Below are 20,881 nucleotides of genomic sequence, written 5' to 3' on the forward strand. Positions count from 1 at the left end.
GTATTCATTTTTGAACCGGAAAGAGACAGGGGGGCTAAGCATGACGGCGATTCACCGAATGGAGATTCCTGTACCATTTGCAGTGGAAACTGTGAATGTGTTTTTAGTTGAGGGGGAGACATTAACATTAATTGATACAGGGACGAATACAGAAGAGGCAAGGAATGCGTTAGAAAGTCAATTAGGTGCATTAGGATATACGATAGAAGATATTGAAACAGTAGTCATTACGCATCATCATGCAGATCATTGTGGACTTTTAAATATATTTTCTGAGAAGACGAATATTATTGGACATCCTTGGAATGAGCCTTGGATCACACAAAATCCAGAATTTTTAAAGCGGTATCATGAATTTTTTAGAGAGACGGCCTTACAGTTTGGTGTGCCAGCAGCATTTTTGAAAGACGAGTCGTTATTGACGACGAGGACACTTAAATATTCTTGTAATAGATCGTTAACGCATACTGTGAGAGAAGGAGATCGTATTAATTCTTTGCCTGGATTTACAGTGCTTGAAACACCAGGCCATGCTTCTACTCATATTTCTTTATATAGAGAATCTGATGGAATATTAATTGGTGGAGATGCTCTCATTAGTCATATTTCTTCGAATCCAATACTAGAACCACCATATGAAGGGCAAACAGAACGGGCACGCCCATTACTACAATATAATCAAACATTACAGCGTTTAAGCGAAATGAATATTTCACGCATTTTATCAGGGCATGGGGAAGATGTTCTAAATGTGAAACAACTTATTGAAACGAGATTACAAAAGCAAGAAACACGTGCTTTTAAAGTGCTTGAGTTATTAAAGGAAAAACCAATGACAGCATTTGAAGTATGTGTAAAACTATTTCCGGTATTATATAAAGAACAATTACCACTTACTATTTCAGAAACGGTTGGACAATTGGACTATTTAGCATATAATCAACAAGTGATGATTGATGAGTCATCGCAACAATTGATTTATTATGCAAAGTAGGTGACAGCAATGACAGGACGTTTACAAAATAAAGTAATCGTCATTACAGGTGCTTCTAGTGGGATTGGTGAGCAAGTTGCAATGCAAGTTGCAGCACAGGGAGCGACTCCAGTATTAATGGCTCGAACAGAAGAGAAACTACAAGCGTTAGTAGACAAAATTAAAGAAACTTATAATACGCCTTGCTATTATTATGTATTAGATGTAAGTGAAGAGATGGAAGTACAGTCTGTTTTTTCAAAGGTATTACAAGAAGTGGGACGTATTGATATATTAGTAAACAATGCGGGATTTGGTATTTTTAAAACGTTTGAAGATGCGTCAATGGGTGAAGTAAAAGATATGTTCCAAGTAAATGTATTTGGATTAGTAGCATGTACGAAAGCGGTACTACCTTATATGGTAAACAAGAATGAAGGACATATTATTAATATTGCTTCACTTGCTGGAAAAATTGCAACTCCGAAATCGAGTGCTTATGCAGCAACGAAACATGCCGTATTAGGATTTACGAATAGTTTACGCATGGAATTAGCGAATACAGATATTTATGTTACAGCAATTAATCCAGGTCCGATAGATACAAACTTTTTTGAAATAGCGGATCAATCTGGTACATATGTAAAGAATATGGGACGTTACATGTTAAAACCAACATACGTAGCAGAACAAATCGTAAAGTCGATGCACACGAAAAAACGTGAAGTAAACTTACCGAAGTGGATGGGCATTGGTCCGAAACTTTATGCTTTATTCCCAGGTTTATTTGAGCGTGTTGCAGGTAAATCATTAAGTAAAAAATAGGAGATTTCCATATGGAAATCTCCTATTTTTTATTGTTTTCCAGTTACATAATCATAAACAATATCCTCAATTTCCTCGTATAAATCAATTTCAATATTTGAATGAGTCACCGTTTGAATATGTTTCACTAGCATTTCCTGATCTTCTTTTGATATTGGACTGCATTGATATTGTTGAAAACTTTTTATAATCATTTTCTCAATTAATTTTTCGTTCATATTTTTCCCCGCCTGTATGTACGTATGTATTGTTTTATTGTACTTGAAGTGAAATAAAAAAACTACTATGCACTATTTTTGTATAAAAATTCGGTTGAGTATATTATTTTTCTAATAAAATTAAGTTTTTTTAGATTTAAAAATTTATAAATATTTAATTGACTCTATAAATATACAATATTATAATCATACTTAATTTAAAGAATCGATATGAGGAGGAACTTATGAAAGTCGCAATTATTGGAGCCACTGGATATGGGGGCATTGAGTTAATTCGTTTATTAGAACAACATCCATATTTTTCGATAGCATCTCTCCATTCTTTTTCACAAGTTGGTGAGTGTATAACAAATGTATATCCTCATCTTCGAAATGTCCTTTTTCATACGTTACAAGAAATTGATGTGGAGACGATAGGAAAAGAAGCAGAAATCGTATTTCTAGCAACCCCAGCAGGAGTATCGGCGGAGTTAACTCCTAAGTTATTAGCAGAAGGTTTAAAAGTAATTGACCTATCTGGAGACTTTCGTATGATAGATCCTTCGTCATATGAACTGTGGTATAAAAGGCCAGCAGCGAAAGAAGAAATTCTTAGAAAAGCAGTGTATGGGTTAAGTGAATGGAAAAGGACTGGGATTCAAAAGGCAAATTTAATTGCAAACCCAGGATGTTTTGCTACAGCCACATTGCTAGCGATAGCGCCGTTAGTACGTAGCGGCATGATTGAAGAAGATTCGATTATTATTGATGCGAAATCAGGGGTATCAGGAGCAGGTAAAACACCAACAACAATGACTCACTTTCCTGAGCTATATGATAACTTGCACATTTATAAAGTGAATGAGCATCAGCACGTTCCAGAGATTGAGCAAATGCTTACAGAATGGAATAGTGAATCACAGCCAATTACATTTAGCACACATTTAATACCGATATCACGAGGAATCATGATTACACTTTATGCAAAAGTAAAACAAAAGATGGAAATAAAGCAACTTCAAAAATTGTATGAAGAAACGTATGAACAATCGCCTTTCATCCGAATTTGTACGCAAGGGAAATTTCCAAGTCCAAAAGAAGTGAGAGGCTCAAATTATTGTGATATTGGCATAGCTTACGATGAAAGAGCTGAAAGAGTTACGGTCGTTTCTGTTATAGACAATATGATGAAAGGCGCGGCTGGGCAAGCGATTCAAAATGCAAACATAATAGCGGGACTAGAAGAGACAACAGGTTTACAACATATGCCGCTTTATGTATAAGGGGGACATGGTGATTAAAGTAGCGTCTATTACAAAATTAGAAAATGGTTCAATTGTAACGCCGAAAGGCTTTTCGGCAATTGGTACTGCAAATGGTTTAAAAAAGGAGAAAAAGGATTTAGGTGCCATCGTTTGTGATGTACCAGCATCATGTGCCGCTGTGTATACAACGAATCAAATACAAGCAGCTCCTTTGCAAGTAACGAAGGATAGTATAACGGCAGAAGGGAAGTTACAAGCAATTATCGTTAATAGTGGAAATGCAAATGCTTGTACTGGAATGAAAGGATTACAAGACGCATACGAGATGCGCGCATTAGGGGCGGAACATTTTGGGATGAAAGAAAATTACGTTGCAGTAGCTTCAACAGGTGTAATTGGTGTTCCACTGCCGATGGATATAATCCGAAAGGGAGTTGCAACTCTTATACCGACGAAGGAAGAAAGTGAAGCATATTGTTTTTCTGAAGCAATTTTAACGACGGATCTTATAACGAAAGAAACTTGCTATGAAATGATTATTGATGGGAAGAAAGTGGCGATTGCGGGTGTTGCAAAAGGTTCAGGGATGATTCATCCGAATATGGCAACGATGCTTAGTTTTATTACGACAGATGCTCATATAGAGCATGACGTATTGCAAACAGCGTTATCCGAAATTACGAATCATACATTTAATCAAATTACGGTAGATGGAGATACTTCTACGAATGATATGGTCATCGTTATGGCAAGTGGATTATCAGAAACAAGGCCGATAAATATGGAACATACAGATTGGGAAACTTTCGTATGTGCTTTACAGCAAGTATGTGAAGATTTAGCGAAAAAAATTGCGCAAGATGGTGAAGGAGCTACGAAGTTAATAGAAGTAAATGTGCTAGGAGCTCAAACGAATGAAGAGGCAAAAAAAATTGCAAAGCAAATAGTCGGTTCGAGTCTTGTGAAAACAGCAATACATGGTGAAGACCCAAACTGGGGGCGAATTATTAGCAGTATTGGACAAAGTGAAGTAGCTATTCATCCGAACACAATTGACATTACTCTTCAATCTATATCGGTATTAAAAAATAGTGAGCCTCAAATATTTTCTGAAGAAGAAATGAAAGAGAGATTACAAGAAGATGAAATAGTCATTAATGTGTACTTACACTTAGGTGAAGAGACAGGATCAGCTTGGGGCTGTGACTTAAGCTATGAATATGTGAAAATAAATGCTTGTTATCGTACATAAGGAGAGAGAAGATGAGCGATTATATTGTAGTGAAATGCGGCGGTAGTATGTTGAATCAATTAAATGCTGTGTTTTTTGATTGTATAAAGAAATTGCAACAGAAGTATAAAGTGGTGATTGTTCATGGTGGTGGGCCAGAAATTGATGCCAAATTAAAAGATTGTAACATCAACGTAGAAAAAAGAGATGGATTACGCGTAACACCAAAAGAAGTTATGGATGTTGTTCAAATGGTGCTATGCGGAAGTACGAATAAAAAACTCGTAATGAATTTACAAAAGCATAATTTACTTGCTGTAGGTTGTTCAGGGTGTGACGGTAATTTACTTCAAGTTCAACCTGTCAGCGAGGAGATAGGATATGTGGGAGAAGTAAGTTATGTAGAAACAGCCTTATTAAAAGGATTAATAAATATGGGGTATATTCCTGTTATTGCTCCAATCGGGGTAAATGGTAATGAAATTTATAACATAAATGCGGACAATGCTGCAGCTGGGATTGCGGCCGCGTTAGGGGCAAAAGAGCTGATTTTTATTACGGATGTAGATGGAATATTACATGAAGGGAATTTGGTAAAGGAAACGGATGAATCTGAAATTGCAACTTTTATAGAAACAGGTGTTATTACAGGTGGGATGATTCCGAAAGTACAGGCGGCACTAGCATCATTAAAAATGGGAGTGCAAAAGATAAGTATTGTGAATGGTACAAAAGATTTTACTGAGGTTACGGGAGAGTGTATTGGAACGACGGTAACGAAAGGTGTGAGTATTGCATGACGAGTCATCTTTTTCAAACGTATGGCAGAAGAACTATTGAGTTTGTAAAGGGAACTGGAACGAAAGTTATTGATAATAAAGGTAAGCAATATTTAGATTTTACATCAGGAATTGGCGTATGTAATTTAGGACATTGTCACCCTACTGTTCTCAAAGGTGTACAAGAGCAACTTGATGATATATGGCATATATCTAACCTGTTTACAAACAGCTTACAAGAAGAAGTTGCGTCATTATTAACAGAAAATAGAGCATTAGATTATGTGTTTTTCTGTAATAGTGGGGCAGAGGCAAATGAAGCGGCTTTAAAGTTAGCACGTAAGCATACTGGAAAATCTCTCGTCGTAACATGCCAGCAGTCTTTTCACGGTAGAACATTTGGAACGATGAGTGCAACAGGCCAAGATAAGGTAAAAGAAGGATTTGGTCCATTACTTCCATCTTTTTTACATATCCCTTTTAACGATATTAAAGCATTAGAGGAAGTAATGAATGAAGAAGTTGCGGCGGTAATGGTAGAAGTAGTTCAAGGAGAGGGAGGAGTAATACCTGCTGATCTATCTTTTTTGAAAGAGATTGAAACATTATGTAATAAGTTCGGTTCCTTATTTATTATAGACGAAGTACAAACGGGGATAGGAAGAACTGGAACACTATTCGCTTATGAACAAGTGCGAATAGTGCCTGATATCGTTACCGTTGCAAAAGCACTTGGGAATGGGATTCCTGTCGGAGCAATGATTGGCCGGAAAAAGCTCGGAACGTCGTTTACTGCAGGATCACACGGTTCAACTTTTGGCGGGAATTACATCGCGATGGCTGCAGCGAAAGAAGTATTGCAAGTAAGTAAAAGACCATTGTTTTTAAAAGAAGTACAAGAAAAAGGCGAGTATGTATTAGAGAAGTTGCAAGAGGAATTACAGCATGTCGAATGTATTCAAAATATACGTGGTAAGGGGCTTATGATTGGGATTGAGTGTAAGCATGAAGTTGCAAGTTTTATAGAACAACTAGAAAACGAAGGACTTCTCGTATTACAAGCAGGCCCTAATGTTATAAGACTATTACCGCCACTCATTGTCACGAATGAAGAGTTAGAACAGGCAGTATATATAATAAAAAAAGTAGTTTGTACAAAAAACGTATCAATCATATAAGGAGGAAGTTTCATGTCAACTTTACAAGTACCGAAATTAAATACGAAAGATCTTTTAACACTAGAAGAATTAACGAAAGAAGAAGTTATTTCTTTAATTGAGTTCGCTATATATTTAAAAAAGAATAAGCAAGAGCCTTTATTACAAGGCAAAATATTAGGGCTTATTTTTGATAAGCATTCAACTCGTACTCGTGTATCTTTTGAAGCGGGAATGGTACAACTCGGGGGACATGGTATGTTTTTAAGTGGGAAAGAGATGCAAATGGGAAGAGGAGAAACCGTTTCAGATACTGCGAAAGTATTATCGCAGTATATTGACGGGATCATGATACGTACATTCTCACACGCGGATGTAGAAGAGCTTGCAAAAGAATCTAGTATTCCTGTTATTAACGGTTTAACGGATGATCATCATCCTTGTCAAGCATTGGCAGACCTAATGACAATATATGAAGAAACAAATACATTTAAAGGAATAAAATTGGCTTACGTAGGTGACGGAAATAATGTATGTCATTCATTGTTGCTAGCGAGTGCAAAAGTCGGAATGCATATGACTGTTGCAACGCCTATAGGGTATGAACCGAATGAGGAGATTGTAAAAAAAGCGTTAGCGATTGCCAAGGAAACAGGAGCTGAAATTGAAGTTTTGCATGATCCTGAATTAGCGGTGAATGAAGCAGATTTCATTTATACTGACGTTTGGATGAGCATGGGGCAAGAGGGCGAAGAAGAGAAATATTCTTTATTTCAACCTTACCAAATCAATAACGAACTTGTTAAGCATGCGAAACAAACATATCGTTTCTTACACTGTTTACCTGCCCATCGTGAAGAAGAAGTAACAGGCGAAATTATAGATGGACCACAGTCTATCGTATTTGAGCAAGCTGGTAATCGATTGCATGCTCAAAAAGCGTTATTAGTGAGTTTATTTAGAAATGTAGAAGAGCCTTCCTAAAAGGGAGGTTTTTTTATATTAAAATGTCGGATGTATATTTGGTTAACCATTTCGATATCATTTATAATAAAAGAGAAAACTAAATTTGTTTTTCAGAGTGTGTAAGGACATACTACATATAAAAATATAGTTAAAGAGATGATGAGGGTGAAAACAACTAAGAAAACATATTCGTTTTTTCAGCGGATGTGGAGAATATTAAAGTTTCAATATTATAAGTTGCTTCGATCGCCAGAAGGCGCAAAGAAAGTATCGTTAGGGTTTGCTATAGGATTCGGCTTAGAAATGTTAGTCATTTATACGGCATCGCTCGTATATGTAATATTTTATCCAATCGTCAGGTTAGCAAAGGGATCTTTCCCTGCGGCAGTTATTGGCAATATTATTGGGAAAATATCGTTTCTCCCAGTATTTTTATTTCCGCTTGCGTATGCGCTAGGAAAAATGATTTATCCATTCCATGTACAGAAAATTCATCATGAACCATTTACGATATCGGACTTGTTTTCAAGTCACATTTTTACGATATTAAAGAGCTTATTACAAAGTGAAGTGTATGTATTAATTGGAATGACGATTTTAGGAGTTGTGTTTGGTCTCATTTCGTATTTCGTTGTGCATTATTTATACGAAAAGAACCGTAAGTTACGCTTGAAGAAAAGGAAGAAACGAGTGAGAGAACCACTTGTACAATTATAAACAATGTCACATTCATTTTCTCCTTTGAATATGTTTAAGAAAAAGGAGGAGAGGATAATGTATTATTATTACGTACCTCAAGTATATCCATATGTAAATTATTATCCGGTTTATGATACGAGTAGACAATACGAATTATATCGGCAACAACAATTACAGCAATTATCACAAATACCACAAATACCACAAATACCACAACAACAGCCTACACAGGAAAAAAAACCATATTTAACAACATGGCCATATTCCAATGTATACTATGGTAACTATTACGAATCATAAAGCTGCTTCTATTTAGAAGCAGCTTTATACGTTTGTTTTCAAAATTAAATTTTGAATGGTTTGAAGAGAATGAATGAGCTTTTCGCGCTCTTCCTCAGATAATGTTTGGAAATTTTCTTTTAGTTTGTCTAAAATGAATTGCTGATACTGATTTACTAATAATTTCCCTTCAGCTGTTAGGGAAATTAAAATGACCCGTCGATCTTTTTCGCTATAATGACGCTCTATTAGTTCTTCTTGAATAAGTTTGTTTAATAGAGGTGTCATGTTAGGCCGTGAAATCGCTAGCCGCTTGCCGATTTCGGAAACTGCTAATGTGCCGTTTTCATGCAAAAGCAGTAATACTTGTGTATGTGATGGCGGCATATGTCTTTGAGAAGAAAATTCTCCAGGAAGCATAAATTTGCGATAAAAAAGAGGCACTAGCGAAAGAAGATGATCAACAATACGTTCCCACTCGCGTGATTCCATATAAAGGCCCCCTTCCACTATCATTGTAACAAAAAAGACATGTTATAAAAATAGAATTGTTTCATGGGAATTTTAATATTTGTAGGCCAATACTTTTTTTGTAAATGAATCGGCAATAATCGTATAGCCTTTATCATTTGGGTGTACTTGGTCAAAGAGCAATTCTTTTTTATCATTCGATATTAATTTACGAATTGGCAAAACGATAGATGGTTGATTCACTTTTGCAATGGAATAAACGGATTCATTCCAGCCGTCTAAAAACATATCTGCATAACTTGCGATGGAGTCATCGAGTTGTAACGGGTTATAGAGTTCAGAAAGAATGAGTAAAGCATCCGGATTTTGATCTCGGACTGTCTTTACAATATTTTTTACATCCGCTTCAAAATGAGCTTTTTCTTTATTTAACATTTTAATACCGTCTATAACACCGACATCACGATTTAAGCGAAATAAATTATTTCCCCCAATATTAATTGTAATGATATTTGCTGCTCTAATTTTTTCCTTTACATCTTCTGATTGAACTTTTTTAGCGAGACGATCTGTTGTAAGACCGTTTACCCCAAGGTTTTCTACTGTAATTGGTTTATGAATTTGTGCTTCTATTTGCTTAGAAGCTAATTCAGCAAATCCACCTTGTGTCGATCCATATCCTTTAGCGAGTGAATCACCTAATACAAGATGATAAAAAGATTCATTTGTTTGCTTATCAATCCAATTTGAGGCAGATGTTTTTTCTGTTTTTTCTTCAGATTCATTTTGTTTTGTCTCGTCGTTCTTTTCAAAATAAGAATAAGAAATGATCAGAAGGAGGAGACAAACAATTGTTAAGATGACTTTTTTCATAAATTCATCCTCCTTGTAATTGGTAATTGTATCATATTCAGCAGTATTAGCAATGTAAGGGCATATTATATGTTTATGAAAAGTTTATAATAACTTTACAGAAAATTTGTTGAAGTTTGTCAAAAAATATTGACGATAGGAAAGAACTTTATATATGATAATGTCAGATAAGGTGAAACTTTAATTAGTGGGAGCTTTATTTCCGATTAATTAATGGTCTTCATCAATCGGGCGTTTAAGGGGACTACTCGTTAGCGCAGGGTGAAATGAAAATTGTGTCTCTAATAGAAGAAAAAAGGTATGTGGTTAGAGACAGATAGGGATTCATTTCATTATTTTTGGTAATTGTATAAGGGGGATTTTTTGTGAAAAAGTCAAAAAAAATGCTAGCTGGAGCAACTCTTGCGATTGGTGTTATAGCGCCGCAAGTAATGCCAGCAACAGCTCATGCAGATGAGAACACTGGGGAGAGTACAGTTAACTTACGAATTCTAGAAACATCAGATATTCACGTTAACTTAATGAATTACGATTATTATCAAACGAAAACAGATAATAAAGTAGGACTTGTACAAACGGCAACACTCGTTAATAAAGCACGTGAAGAAGTGAAAAACTCTGTCCTATTTGATGATGGGGATGCATTACAAGGGACACCGCTTGGGGATTACGTAGCGAATAAAATAAAAGATCCGAAGAATCGTGTGGATCCTAGTTATACACACCCATTATATCGTGTAATGAATTTAATGAAGTATGACGTCATCTCTCTTGGGAATCATGAATTTAACTACGGTTTAGATTATTTAAAGAAAGTGACTAGTAAAACAAAAATTCCGGTTATTAACTCGAATGTCTACAGAGATGACCATGATGGTAATGATGAGAATGACGAGCATTACTTTGATAGACCATATCATATTTTAGAGAAAGAAGTAGTGGATGAAGCAGGCCAAAAACAAATAGTGAAAATTGGTGTAATGGGATTTGTTCCACCACAAATTATGAATTGGGATAAAGCGAATTTAGAAGGACAAGTTAAAGCGAAAGATATAGTTGAAACAGCGAAGAAAATGGTACCAAAAATGAAAGCAGAAGGTGCAGATGTTATCGTTGCACTAGCTCATTCCGGTGTTGATAAAAGTGGATACAACGTTGGTATGGAAAACGCGTCGTATTATTTAACAGAGGTTCCTGGCGTAAATGCAGTATTAATGGGACATTCACATACTGAAGTGAAGGATGTATTTAATGGTGTTCCAGTTGTAATGCCGGGTGTTTTTGGTAGTAACTTAGGTATTATTGATATGCAATTGAAAAAGGTAAACGGAAAATGGGAAGTGCAAAAAGATCAGTCTAAGCCGCAACTTCGTCCGATTGCTGATAGTAAAGGTAATCCATTAGTAGAATCTGATCAAAAATTAGTTAATGAAATTAAAGATGAACATGAAAAGACAATCGAATATGTAAATACACATGTAGGTGAAACGAAAGCACCAATTAATAGTTATTTTTCATTAGTACAAGATGATCCTTCCGTACAAATTGTGACAAATGCGCAAAAATGGTATGTAGAACAAGAACTTAAAAAACCAGAATACGAAAAGATTAAAGATATTCCAGTTTTATCTGCAGGAGCACCATTTAAAGCAGGTGGCCGAAACGGTGCGACATATTATACGGATATTCCAGCTGGAACGTTAGCGATTAAAAACGTTGCAGATTTATACGTGTATCCAAATACGTTATATGCTGTAAAAGTAAATGGGGCACAAGTGAAAGAATGGCTTGAAATGTCTGCAGGTCAGTTTAATCAAATTGATCCAAAGAAAACAGAAGAACAGCCGTTAGTAAATATAGGCTATCCTACATATAACTTCGATATTTTAGATGGCTTAAAATACGAAATTGATGTAACACAACCGGCGAAATACGATAAAGATGGAAAAGTTGTAAATGCAAATGCTAATCGTATTGTAAATATGACATATGAAGGTAAGCTAGTAGCTGACAAGCAAGAGTTCATCGTCGCTACAAATAACTATCGTGGAAGTAGCCAAACGTTCCCAGGTGTAAGTAAAGGGGAAGTTGTATACCAATCACAAGATGAAACACGTCAAATCATTGTGAAGTATATGCAAAAAATAAAAGATATTGATCCAGCAGCTGATCAAAATTGGACATTTAAACCGATTGTTGCAGATAAATTAAATACAACATTTGATTCTTCACCAAATGCACAAAAGTATATAAAGAAAGATGGAAAGATTTCATATGTTGGACCATCTGAAAATGAATTTGCGAAATATGCAATTGATATAACGAAGAAAAATGATGATAAAGAAACTGGTGAAGGAAATCCAACGACACCGCCAACAGGTGGTGGAGAAAATCCAACAACACCGCCAACAGGTAATGGAGAAAACCCAACACCACCAACAGAAGAAGGTAATAATGGTAATGAACCAAAACAAGATGGAAATAATACCGGATCTGGACAAACTACAACAGATGATCAAAATACAAAAGAAACAACAACAACTGTAAGTGAAAATAAAGAAGCTGAAAAAGATGAACGTGATTTACCGAAAACAGGTGCAAGTATTGCTTCTACAATTGGAGCTGGTCTTGCGTTTGTTGGAGCGGGATTACTTATGTTATTTAGAAAAAAGAAAGCGAATAGATAGTAGAGAAATATAAAAAGGATTACCAATTTGGTAATCCTTTTTGTTATATTATGAAACTGGTACTGCTTTTTCTTTTTTCCATGAAAGACCGAATCCAGTAAAGCCGACGATAATGGTTACGACTGGACACGCTAAACAGAAGATTGCGTATGGCAGGTAATCGAATGTTGGAACGCTAAGAACGTTTGTTAAGAATACGCCACTTACACCCCATGGTACGAGTGGATTAATTACTGTACCAGCATCTTCTAATACTCGTGATAAATTACGACGTTCTAAACCGACTTCATCGTATTTATTAGCAAATGCTTGTCCTGTTAAAACGATGGATAAGTACTGCTCACCGAGTAAGAAGTTTACACCAATTGCAGTTGAAGCAGTAGAAATAATTAAGCGTGTACTAGTTTTTACGAAGCTAGAGATAATATTCATCAGCTGCGCTATAATACCCATTCCTTGTAATAATCCTCCCATACAAAGAGCTAGGAAAATAAGAGCAATTGACATCATCATACTTTGCAGGCCACCGCGAGATAATAAGCTATCAATATCTTTGATACCAGTTTTAGAAACGTAACCGTCTTGCATAATTTTTATTAAATCAGCTAAAGAAGTGCTAGGTTTAAAAATAAAGAGAATAATAATCCCTACCACAATTCCTGCAAGTAATGTTGGAACTGCGGGTACCTTTTTAAATGCGAATAGGAACAGTAATAAAATAGGAATCAGTGTAACGATAGAAATCGTTGCATTTTTTTCTAATGTGTTAATAAATGCTGAGAAATCAACGTTTCCACCAGATCCGCTTCCTAAAATGAAAAATGCGATAAAAGCAATAATGAAAGCTGGCACTGTTGTCCAAAGCATGTTACGAATATGTTCAAATAAATCTACACCCGTTACAGCAGGCGCTAAGTTTGTTGTATCAGATAAAGGAGACATTTTATCTCCGAAGAATGCCCCAGAAATAATTGCCCCAGCAATAAGAGCTGGATCGTATCCAAGGGCAGTACCCATTCCCATAAAGGCAAGTCCTACAGTTGCAGCAGTTGTAAATGCACTACCGATACTCGTTCCAACAATTGCACAAACAACAAAAACAGTTGGAACGAAAATTTTTGGAGATACAAGTTGGAAGCCGTATACCATTAAAGTCGGAATAGTTCCAGCTGCGATCCAAACGCTAATTAATACGCCTACAAGTAAGAAAATAAATATAGATGGAATACCAGCTGAAATACTACTAATCATCCCTTTCTCCATAGTAGACCAAGAGATTTTCTTCAGGAATCCAAATGCTAATAAAAGAACGATACCAAATAAAATTGGGATGTGTGGTGAAACTTCTAATTGAATAACACTAAAACCAATACAGAAAAAGATAAAAATTGTTAAAAGAACAGACTCAATTTTTGAAACCATTGTTTTCCCCTCCTAAGTAATGTGAAATAGCTCTTTTTTATATAAAATTCGCCAATATTGTATATTTCCTTCTAAATTTTAGAATTTTGTGACAAATTACCGGTAATTGTTGGTTCTTCTATATGATGTGGAAATGATTGGATAAAAAAACGTCCCTGCATATAATTATGCAGGGACGAAGAAATCGCGGTACCACCCTAGCTTGTGAAATGAATGTATCACAAAATAAAGGGTCATATGATATGCGCTTATAAAATAAAAAACGCCCCTGCAATATATGCAGGGACGAAAAATTCGCGGTACCACCCTAAATTGTGAAACAGTGTCGTTTCACCACTCTTTAGACATAACGGTCTATAACCGTCTTTCACTACTCCTCACGTTTCGTAAAAGAAGCTCCAGGGGGTAATTCATAATTCGCTCTGTACTGGTTCGCACCGACCACCAGCTCTCTGAAATCAGAAATCGAAATACTACTAAATCCTATCATCGCCGATTCATATGATGTTAGTTAAATTTTTATCACATTTTCATCTTAAATGTCAATAAAAATATTAAATGTTTTTTTAGGGAAATAAAGGAGAATTGTTTTAAAGCTCTAATTTTGTACGTTATAATGAATTTGAAAGGGGAGGAAAGAGTGAAGAAAAAAATAATTCTTTTTACCACCTTACTAGTCGTTGGCGGAAGTGCTGGAATTTACACAGCTTTTGCGGCTGAATCAGAGCAGTTGAAACAAAAACAAATACAACAGTCAGAAGTGAAGAAAGTAAAAGAAATAGAAGAGAAGAAATCAATGGAAAAAGCAGCAGAGAAACTAGGAGTTTCTACTGAGGGGAAAACAAAAGAAGAGGTTACGAAAGAAGTAAATACCGCTAGGTTTGAGAAGCGTCATGATTTATTAATTGAGCACGCTAAACAACTTGGAATTGATACAGAGGGAAAAAAAGATGAAGAAATTATTTTAGAAATTGGAAAGATACAGCATGGAAAGTAGAACAACTTATCGTATGATAAGTTGTTCTTTTTTAAGAACTATTTGATTTTAAAATAATTGACAGTCATTCGGATTTAATGTTAACTATATTTATAAACAAGTTAACATTAGGAGTGACAGTTGTGACAATAAATAGTAGAACGATTGAAAAATCATCTTATACATATGAAGAATTAGCAGAGAAAAATAAAGCTTACGTATGGCACCCATTTACACAAATGAAAGATTATTTAGAAGAAGATCCTGTCATTATTGAACGTGGAGAGGGAAGAAAGCTATACGATGTAAATGGTAATGAATATTGGGATGGTGTTTCATCTATATGGTTAAATGTTCACGGACATCAAGTACCGGAATTAGATGAAGCAATTCGTGAGCAATTAAATAAAATTGCTCATTCTACTATGTTAGGACTTGCTAACGTTCCATCTATTTTATTAGCAGAAAAAATTATTGAGGTTGTACCAGATGGATTGAAGAAGGTATTCTATTCTGATTCAGGTTCTACCGCTGTTGAAATTGCAATTAAGATGGCTTTCCAATATTGGCAGCATAAAGGGAAACCAAAGAAACAAAGATTCGTTACATTAAAAGAAGCATATCACGGTGATACAATTGGAGCTGTTTCAGTAGGGGCAATAGACTTGTTTCACCAAGTGTATAGTTCGCTCTTATTTGATGCGATTAAAATGCCGTATCCATATACATATCGTTCTCCTTACGGAAATAATAAGGAGGAAATTGTAAAAAGCCATTTAGCAGAAATGGAAGAATTGTTGAAAGAAAAGCATGAAGAAGTAGCTGCCATCATTGTAGAGCCATTAATGCAAGGTGCTGGTGGAATGATTACAATGCCAAAAGGATATTTAAAAGGACTGCGCGATTTATGTACAAAGTACAATGTATTATTTATTACAGATGAGGTAGCGACTGGATTTGGGCGTACAGGGAAAATGTTTGCGTGTGAACATGAAAATGTGACGCCAGACATTTTAACTGCTGGTAAAGGTTTAACAGGTGGATATTTACCAATTGCAGTTACCGTAACGACAGATGAAATATATAATGCCTTCTTAGGAGAATATGAAGAACAAAAAACATTTTTCCATGGACATAGCTATACAGGCAATCCGTTAGGGTGTGCCGTAGCAATCGCGAATCTAGAACTATATGAAAAAACAAATTTAATAGAAGAAGTGGCACGTAAAACGGATTATGTGGCAGCGCAATTAGAAAAGCTCTTTGCGTATAAACATGTAGGTGATATTCGTCAGTGCGGATTAATGGTTGGTATCGAGCTTGTGAAGAATAAGGAAACGAAAGAAGCTTTTGACTGGACAGAAAGAGTCGGTGTTCAAGTATGTAAACGCTCAAGAGAGCTAGGTATGATTTTACGACCGCTAGGTAACACGATTGTATTTATGCCGCCACTTGCTTCTACTTTTGAAGAGATTGATGATATGTTACGCATCTTATATAAGGCAATCTCGGATGTTACGGAGGGAGAATAATGAGTGGTTTTTTCATAACAGCAACTGATACTGAAGTTGGAAAAACAGTAGTTGCAGGTGCTATAGCAGGTGTATTTAGAGAATTAGGATATAACGTAGGGGTATATAAACCGTTGCAAAGTGGGCATGTTGCATCAAACCCTGAGGGAGATGCGGCAAGGTTAAAAGTATTATCAGGTGTACCGACACAAGAAAATGAAATTTGCCCTTATTTTATTGAAGAACCACTTGCTCCGAGACTTGCCATGAAAAGAGCTGGAAGAGTAGTAAAGTTAAAAGAAATTACTGATTACTATAATGAACTATTAAAAGAGTTTAATAGCTTATTTGTAGAAGGAGCAGGTGGGCTTGCTGTCCCATATACAGAAGATGCTTTAGTAATTGATTTTGCAAAAGAATTACAGTTGCCTCTTATTGTAGTAGCTCGTCCTACATTAGGAACAGTAAATCATACAGTGTTAACGATTGCTTACGCAAAGGCGCATGGCTTAACCGTAGCGGGTGTCATTTTATCAGGTTGCAAAGAATGTGAAATGGAAAGAGTGCAAGAAAATAAAGAGATGATTGAAGAGTTGAGCGGGGTACCAGTTTTAGGATTATTACCATTCTTTGAAGGTGAGTTTACGAAAGAAGAAGTATTGGAATCTGCAAAAGAATATATTATGATTTCAAAATTAGAGGAGTTTATCCAAAATGAATCAAACGTGGCGGGCGCACCTTCAATCTAAATTACAACAATTACATAAGCAAGGGCAGTATCGAAATTTATATGTAACAGAGCAGGCAGAAGAGACTTGGCTTATTCGAGATAAAAAAAGGATGTTAAATTTAGCGTCAAATAATTATTTAGGGTTAGCTGGAGATGAAAGGTTAAAAGAAGCTGCTATTGCCTGTACAAAAAGATATGGAACTGGAGCGACTGCCTCTCGTCTCGTTGTAGGAAATCATCCATTATATGAAGAGGTTGAGAGAAGCATATGTGACTGGAAAGGTACTGAAAGAGCTTTAATTGTAAATAGTGGGTATACGGCAAATATAGGTGCCATATCTTCTTTAGCCTCTCGGCACGATATTGTTTTTAGTGATAAGTTAAATCACGCAAGTATTGTTGATGGAATCATATTAAGCGGGGCAGAGCATAAAAGGTATCGTCATAATGATTTGGATCATTTAGAGAAGCTTTTGAAAATGGCTTCGCCTGAAAAGAGGAAATTAATCGTAACAGATACCGTTTTTAGTATGGATGGTGATACTGCGTATTTGAGAGATTTAGTACAACTGAAAGAGAAATACGGAGCAATCATTATAGTCGATGAAGCACATGCGAGTGGAATATATGGAATCGGCGGAGCTGGATTATCTCACATAGAAAAAAATCTTTCTCAAAAAATTGATATACATATGGGGACGTTTAGTAAGGCTTTAGGGTGTTATGGTGCGTATTTGACAGGTGATGAAATTTATATAGAGTATTTACAAAATATGATGAGAAGCTTTATTTTTACTACAGCTTTACCACCAAGCACGTTAGGAGCGGTGCAAAAAGCAATTGAAATTGTAAAAGAAGATAACGAAAGAAGAGAGAACCTTATAGCAAATGGAGAATACTTCAGAACTAAATTAAGGGATGCTGGTTTTGATATTGGGAATAGTTCAACTCATATTGTACCGATTGTAGTCGGTTCAAATGAACATGCTTTACGGTTTAGTAAAAGGTTGCAAGAGGCAGGGATTGCGGCTATTGCAATTCGTCCGCCAACTGTGCCGGTTCATAGTTCTCGAATTCGCTTTGCAGTTACATCGCAACATACAATAGCTGATTTAAAATGGGCTATTGATCGAATTATTCACATTGCGAAAGAAGAGGAGATTTTCGTATGAACGAGCTAAAGATTATTTTTATTCCCGGATGGGGAATGGAAGAGAATATTTGGGATTTAGTAATTCCGTATTTTAAAGGATATCCTGTTCAATGCATAGATTGGCGTAATGTGAAAGAACGAAGTGAATTTGCGGAACGAATTATAGATGTAGCGCATAATGACAACGTAATTTTAGTTGGATGGTCACTAGGAGCGTTAGCAGCAGTTGAAGCTTATAAAAAGATTAAGGCAAAAGGCATCGTATTAATTGGTGGTACTGCTAAATTTACAAGTACGAGCGATTACAGTAACGGATGGAATGCTTTGCATGTAGAACGGCTGAAAAGAAATTTGGCGAGAAGGAAAGAAGATACGCTCAAGCGGTTTTATGAAAATATGTTTACGAAAGATGAGCTAAAAGAGAATAAAAACTTTGAAGACATTGTAGACCGTTTTAAAGGTGATTCTATTCAGTCTTTACAACTAGGTTTAGATTATTTAATAGAAACAGATATGAGAGAAGAACTAAAAGAAATTAAAGTACCTATACTACTTATTCACGGAGAACAGGATGTAATATGCCCATTGTCTGCGGCACGTAGTATGACGGAGAATAGCAGCAGCGAGCTGAAAGTAGTAAGTGAAGCAGGGCATGCATTATGTGTAACGAATTTTGAATATTGTGCAAATGAGATAATTCAATTTGTAGAGGGGATACGACATGATCAACAAAACGTTACTACAAAAACGGTTTAATGGGGCAGCCGTATCTTACGATCGATATGCAAATGTACAAAAAAAGATGGCACATTCATTACTTTCAATCTTAAAGGAACGATATAGTGAAACGGCATCAATACGTATTTTAGAACTGGGATGCGGGACGGGGTATGTAACAGAACAATTATCAAAGTTATTTCCGAAAGCACATATTACAGCAGTTGATTTTGCTGAAAGTATGATTGCGATTGCGCAAACTAGACAAAATGTAAAAAATGTAACGTTTCACTGTGAAGATATTGAGCGATTACGATTAGAAGAATCATATGATGTCATTATTTCAAATGCTACATTTCAATGGTTAAATAATTTACAACAAGTGTTAAGAAATTTATTTCAACATTTGTCTATAGATGGCATATTACTCTTTTCAACGTTTGGACATGAAACATTTCAAGAATTGCATGCTTCGTTCCAACGTGCGAAAGAAGAAAGAAATATAAAAAATGAAACATCGATTGGTCAACGTTTTTATTCAAAAGATCAGTTGCTTCATATATGTAAGATAGAAACAGGGGATGTGCATGTTTCTGAAACATGTTACATAGAGAGTTTTACAGAAGTTAAGGAGTTTCTGCATTCTATTCGAAAAGTAGGAGCAACTAATAGCAATGAAGGATCATATTGTCAAAGTCCCTCACTCTTTCGTGCGATGCTGCGCATATACGAAAGAGACTTCACGGGAAATGAAGGGATAATGGCAACGTATCATGCTTTATTTATGCATATAACAAAAGAGGGGAAGAGATGAAATGAAACAAGTACAAACAAAAAGGGATTGGAAAAAACTTGCATACGACGTAGTGGAAGAAAAGATGATTACGAAAGAAGATGCAATAGCGATATTAGAAGCTGATGATACAGAAGTTTTAGAAATTATGAATGCAGCTTACATTATTCGCCATCATCACTTTGGTAAGAAAGTAAAATTGAATATGATTATTAATACGAAATCTGGATTATGTCCTGAAGATTGTGGATATTGCTCACAGTCTATTATTTCAGAAGCACCAATTGATAAATATGCATGGTTAACGCAGGAGAAAATTGTAGAAGGGGCACATGAAGCAATACGCCGTAAAGCAGGTACATATTGTATTGTAGCGTCTGGTCGTCGTCCGACGGATAAAGAGGTAAATCACGTAATTGGAGCAGTTAAGGAAATTCGTGAAACGACAGACTTGAAGATTTGTTGTTGTTTAGGTTTCTTAAATGAAGATCAAGCAGGACGTTTAGCGGAAGCAGGCGTGCATCGTTATAACCACAACTTAAATACACATGCAAATAATTACGATAGTATTTGTTCAACGCATACGTATGATGATCGTGTTGATACAGTTCAAAAAGCGAAACAAGCTGGTATTTCACCATGCTCTGGAGCGATTTTTGGCATGGGAGAAACAATTGAAGAGCGTGCTGAAATTGCATTTGAATTACAACGTATAGATGCAGATTCTATCCCTTGTAATTTCCTTGTTGCTGTAAAGGGGACACCTCTTGAAGGGCAAAAAGAGTTAACGCCAGTAGAATGTTTAAAAGTACTGGCAATGATGCGTTTTGTAAACCCAACAAAAGAAATTCGTATTTCAGGAGGACGTGAAATCAATTTACGTTCTGTACAGCCAATCGGTTTATTTGCAGCAAATTCTATTTTTGTCGGGGACTACTTAACGACAGCTGGACAAGAGCCGACTGCGGACTGGGGTATGATTGCAGATTTAGGATTTGAGATTGAAGAATGTGCATTATAAGATAGATGAAAAAGCAAACTTGTAAAAGGGTTTGCTTTTTTTGTAAATAAAATGTAATAAATAGTTGTGAACGCTTGGTATTATTGGTTTTTGAGCGAAAAAAAGAATTTTTGTGGACGAATTTTCCAAGCCCTAGTTGTACATAGTAAATATGTA

21 protein-coding genes and 1 other annotated feature are annotated in these 20,881 nt (G+C 35.8%); of the genes, 17 read left to right on the top strand and 4 right to left on the bottom strand.

Annotated elements, in window-relative coordinates; genetic code table 11:
* The first annotated feature begins 40 nt into the window (after positions 1 to 40).
* Complete coding sequence (locus tag ACLBXA_RS03825) at positions 41 to 994, top strand: MBL fold metallo-hydrolase (protein WP_000125124.1); 954 nt, start codon at positions 41 to 43, stop codon at positions 992 to 994.
* A gap of 9 nt (positions 995 to 1,003) precedes the next feature.
* Positions 1,004 to 1,798: an SDR family NAD(P)-dependent oxidoreductase gene (locus tag ACLBXA_RS03830; RefSeq protein ID WP_000147794.1), complete on the top strand. Its 795-nt coding sequence runs from the start codon at positions 1,004 to 1,006 to the stop codon at positions 1,796 to 1,798.
* A gap of 29 nt (positions 1,799 to 1,827) precedes the next feature.
* On the opposite strand, the gene ACLBXA_RS03835 is transcribed toward ACLBXA_RS03830, so the two are convergent.
* Positions 1,828 to 2,016, bottom strand: coding sequence for a YqzH family protein (locus ACLBXA_RS03835; protein ID WP_001003222.1), 189 nt, complete (start codon positions 2,014 to 2,016; stop codon positions 1,828 to 1,830).
* Positions 2,017 to 2,240: 224 nt separating this feature from the next.
* Between ACLBXA_RS03835 and argC the strand changes: the two genes are divergently transcribed.
* The 7 genes from argC to ACLBXA_RS03870 all read left to right on the top strand — a co-directional run bounded on the left by argC (position 2,241) and on the right by ACLBXA_RS03870 (position 8,392).
* Complete coding sequence (gene argC, locus ACLBXA_RS03840; RefSeq protein ID WP_000861237.1) at positions 2,241 to 3,278, top strand: N-acetyl-gamma-glutamyl-phosphate reductase; 1,038 nt, start codon at positions 2,241 to 2,243, stop codon at positions 3,276 to 3,278.
* A gap of 10 nt (positions 3,279 to 3,288) precedes the next feature.
* Positions 3,289 to 4,512, top strand: a complete 1,224-nt coding sequence (argJ, locus tag ACLBXA_RS03845) for a bifunctional glutamate N-acetyltransferase/amino-acid acetyltransferase ArgJ (protein WP_000598384.1) — start codon at positions 3,289 to 3,291, stop codon at positions 4,510 to 4,512.
* 11 nt (positions 4,513 to 4,523) lie between these two features.
* Positions 4,524 to 5,291 carry an acetylglutamate kinase gene (gene argB, locus ACLBXA_RS03850; RefSeq protein WP_001286792.1) on the top strand — a complete coding sequence of 256 codons (768 nt, stop codon included), beginning with the start codon at positions 4,524 to 4,526 and terminating at the stop codon, positions 5,289 to 5,291.
* Positions 5,288 to 6,448 carry an acetylornithine transaminase gene (locus ACLBXA_RS03855; RefSeq protein ID WP_447617106.1) on the top strand — a complete coding sequence of 387 codons (1,161 nt, stop codon included), beginning with the start codon at positions 5,288 to 5,290 and terminating at the stop codon, positions 6,446 to 6,448. Before argB ends, ACLBXA_RS03855 begins: the two co-directional genes overlap by 4 nt.
* Before the next feature lie 12 nt (positions 6,449 to 6,460).
* Positions 6,461 to 7,411 carry an ornithine carbamoyltransferase gene (argF, locus tag ACLBXA_RS03860; protein WP_000105795.1) on the top strand — a complete coding sequence of 317 codons (951 nt, stop codon included), beginning with the start codon at positions 6,461 to 6,463 and terminating at the stop codon, positions 7,409 to 7,411.
* 138 nt (positions 7,412 to 7,549) lie between these two features.
* Complete coding sequence (locus tag ACLBXA_RS03865; RefSeq protein ID WP_002005691.1) at positions 7,550 to 8,110, top strand: DUF2062 domain-containing protein; 561 nt, start codon at positions 7,550 to 7,552, stop codon at positions 8,108 to 8,110.
* 57 nt (positions 8,111 to 8,167) lie between these two features.
* Entirely contained in the window at positions 8,168 to 8,392 is a 225-nt protein-coding gene (locus ACLBXA_RS03870; protein WP_063675663.1) for a hypothetical protein, read from the top strand.
* 24 nt (positions 8,393 to 8,416) lie between these two features.
* On the opposite strand, the gene ACLBXA_RS03875 is transcribed toward ACLBXA_RS03870, so the two are convergent.
* Both ACLBXA_RS03875 and ACLBXA_RS03880 read right to left on the bottom strand, forming a co-directional pair.
* Positions 8,417 to 8,863 (bottom strand): MarR family winged helix-turn-helix transcriptional regulator, encoded by a 447-nt coding sequence (locus ACLBXA_RS03875; protein ID WP_000445819.1) that lies wholly within the window; start codon positions 8,861 to 8,863, stop codon positions 8,417 to 8,419.
* Positions 8,864 to 8,935: 72 nt separating this feature from the next.
* Positions 8,936 to 9,715 (bottom strand): GDSL-type esterase/lipase family protein, encoded by a 780-nt coding sequence (locus tag ACLBXA_RS03880; RefSeq protein WP_098437115.1) that lies wholly within the window; start codon positions 9,713 to 9,715, stop codon positions 8,936 to 8,938.
* Between the two features lie 365 nt (positions 9,716 to 10,080).
* Here ACLBXA_RS03880 and cpdB point away from each other — a divergent pair, with 365 nt between their 5' ends.
* The gene (cpdB, locus tag ACLBXA_RS03885; RefSeq protein WP_016098948.1) at positions 10,081 to 12,402 is read left to right on the top strand and encodes a bifunctional 2',3'-cyclic-nucleotide 2'-phosphodiesterase/3'-nucleotidase; all 2,322 of its coding nucleotides are present in this window, start codon (positions 10,081 to 10,083) and stop codon (positions 12,400 to 12,402) included.
* Positions 12,403 to 12,450: 48 nt separating this feature from the next.
* Here the strand turns inward: cpdB and nhaC are convergent, their stop codons facing one another.
* Positions 12,451 to 13,824, bottom strand: a complete 1,374-nt coding sequence (gene nhaC, locus ACLBXA_RS03890) for a Na+/H+ antiporter NhaC (protein WP_000253730.1) — start codon at positions 13,822 to 13,824, stop codon at positions 12,451 to 12,453.
* Between the two features lie 278 nt (positions 13,825 to 14,102).
* Positions 14,103 to 14,323: a binding site (T-box leader), on the bottom strand.
* Positions 14,324 to 14,464: 141 nt separating this feature from the next.
* Between nhaC and ACLBXA_RS03895 the strand changes: the two genes are divergently transcribed.
* From ACLBXA_RS03895 to bioB, 7 genes are all read left to right on the top strand, one after another.
* Positions 14,465 to 14,821 (top strand): hypothetical protein, encoded by a 357-nt coding sequence (locus tag ACLBXA_RS03895; protein ID WP_000726908.1) that lies wholly within the window; start codon positions 14,465 to 14,467, stop codon positions 14,819 to 14,821.
* Between the two features lie 77 nt (positions 14,822 to 14,898).
* The gene (gene bioA, locus ACLBXA_RS03900; RefSeq protein ID WP_003255568.1) at positions 14,899 to 16,332 is read left to right on the top strand and encodes an adenosylmethionine--8-amino-7-oxononanoate transaminase; all 1,434 of its coding nucleotides are present in this window, start codon (positions 14,899 to 14,901) and stop codon (positions 16,330 to 16,332) included.
* Positions 16,332 to 17,060: a dethiobiotin synthase gene (gene bioD / locus ACLBXA_RS03905; RefSeq protein WP_042595629.1), complete on the top strand. Its 729-nt coding sequence runs from the start codon at positions 16,332 to 16,334 to the stop codon at positions 17,058 to 17,060. The genes bioA and bioD overlap by 1 nt, the downstream gene beginning before the upstream one ends.
* On the top strand, positions 17,026 to 18,213 hold the full coding sequence (bioF, locus tag ACLBXA_RS03910; RefSeq protein ID WP_001077300.1) for an 8-amino-7-oxononanoate synthase: 1,188 nt from the start codon (positions 17,026 to 17,028) through the stop codon (positions 18,211 to 18,213). Before bioD ends, bioF begins: the two co-directional genes overlap by 35 nt.
* Entirely contained in the window at positions 18,210 to 18,950 is a 741-nt protein-coding gene (locus tag ACLBXA_RS03915) for an alpha/beta fold hydrolase (RefSeq protein ID WP_001004158.1), read from the top strand. The genes bioF and ACLBXA_RS03915 overlap by 4 nt, the downstream gene beginning before the upstream one ends.
* Entirely contained in the window at positions 18,916 to 19,725 is an 810-nt protein-coding gene (gene bioC, locus ACLBXA_RS03920) for a malonyl-ACP O-methyltransferase BioC (RefSeq protein WP_000608912.1), read from the top strand. The genes ACLBXA_RS03915 and bioC overlap by 35 nt, the downstream gene beginning before the upstream one ends.
* A 1-nt stretch (position 19,726) precedes the next feature.
* Positions 19,727 to 20,725 (top strand): biotin synthase, encoded by a 999-nt coding sequence (gene bioB, locus ACLBXA_RS03925; RefSeq protein ID WP_000815856.1) that lies wholly within the window; start codon positions 19,727 to 19,729, stop codon positions 20,723 to 20,725.
* Positions 20,726 to 20,881: the final 156 nt, after the last annotated feature.

Source organism: Bacillus sp. D48C, assembly GCF_053345735.1.

What these genes read in the sequence shown, in the direction of transcription:
- ACLBXA_RS03825 (WP_000125124.1), top strand. Translation starts at nt 41, where the DNA reads ATGACGGCGATTCACCGAATGGAGATTCCTGTACCATTTGCAGTGGAA.
- ACLBXA_RS03830 (WP_000147794.1), top strand. Translation starts at nt 1,004, where the DNA reads ATGACAGGACGTTTACAAAATAAAGTAATCGTCATTACAGGTGCTTCT.
- ACLBXA_RS03835 (WP_001003222.1), bottom strand. Translation starts at nt 2,016, where the DNA reads ATGAACGAAAAATTAATTGAGAAAATGATTATAAAAAGTTTTCAACAA.
- argC (WP_000861237.1), top strand. Translation starts at nt 2,241, where the DNA reads ATGAAAGTCGCAATTATTGGAGCCACTGGATATGGGGGCATTGAGTTA.
- argB (WP_001286792.1), top strand. Translation starts at nt 4,524, where the DNA reads ATGAGCGATTATATTGTAGTGAAATGCGGCGGTAGTATGTTGAATCAA.
- ACLBXA_RS03855 (WP_447617106.1), top strand. Translation starts at nt 5,288, where the DNA reads ATGACGAGTCATCTTTTTCAAACGTATGGCAGAAGAACTATTGAGTTT.
- argF (WP_000105795.1), top strand. Translation starts at nt 6,461, where the DNA reads ATGTCAACTTTACAAGTACCGAAATTAAATACGAAAGATCTTTTAACA.
- ACLBXA_RS03865 (WP_002005691.1), top strand. Translation starts at nt 7,550, where the DNA reads ATGATGAGGGTGAAAACAACTAAGAAAACATATTCGTTTTTTCAGCGG.
- ACLBXA_RS03870 (WP_063675663.1), top strand. Translation starts at nt 8,168, where the DNA reads ATGTATTATTATTACGTACCTCAAGTATATCCATATGTAAATTATTAT.
- ACLBXA_RS03875 (WP_000445819.1), bottom strand. Translation starts at nt 8,863, where the DNA reads ATGGAATCACGCGAGTGGGAACGTATTGTTGATCATCTTCTTTCGCTA.
- ACLBXA_RS03880 (WP_098437115.1), bottom strand. Translation starts at nt 9,715, where the DNA reads ATGAAAAAAGTCATCTTAACAATTGTTTGTCTCCTCCTTCTGATCATT.
- nhaC (WP_000253730.1), bottom strand. Translation starts at nt 13,824, where the DNA reads ATGGTTTCAAAAATTGAGTCTGTTCTTTTAACAATTTTTATCTTTTTC.
- bioA (WP_003255568.1), top strand. Translation starts at nt 14,899, where the DNA reads ATGTTAACTATATTTATAAACAAGTTAACATTAGGAGTGACAGTTGTG.
- bioD (WP_042595629.1), top strand. Translation starts at nt 16,332, where the DNA reads ATGAGTGGTTTTTTCATAACAGCAACTGATACTGAAGTTGGAAAAACA.
- bioF (WP_001077300.1), top strand. Translation starts at nt 17,026, where the DNA reads ATGAATCAAACGTGGCGGGCGCACCTTCAATCTAAATTACAACAATTA.
- ACLBXA_RS03915 (WP_001004158.1), top strand. Translation starts at nt 18,210, where the DNA reads ATGAACGAGCTAAAGATTATTTTTATTCCCGGATGGGGAATGGAAGAG.
- bioC (WP_000608912.1), top strand. Translation starts at nt 18,916, where the DNA reads ATGATCAACAAAACGTTACTACAAAAACGGTTTAATGGGGCAGCCGTA.
- bioB (WP_000815856.1), top strand. Translation starts at nt 19,727, where the DNA reads ATGAAACAAGTACAAACAAAAAGGGATTGGAAAAAACTTGCATACGAC.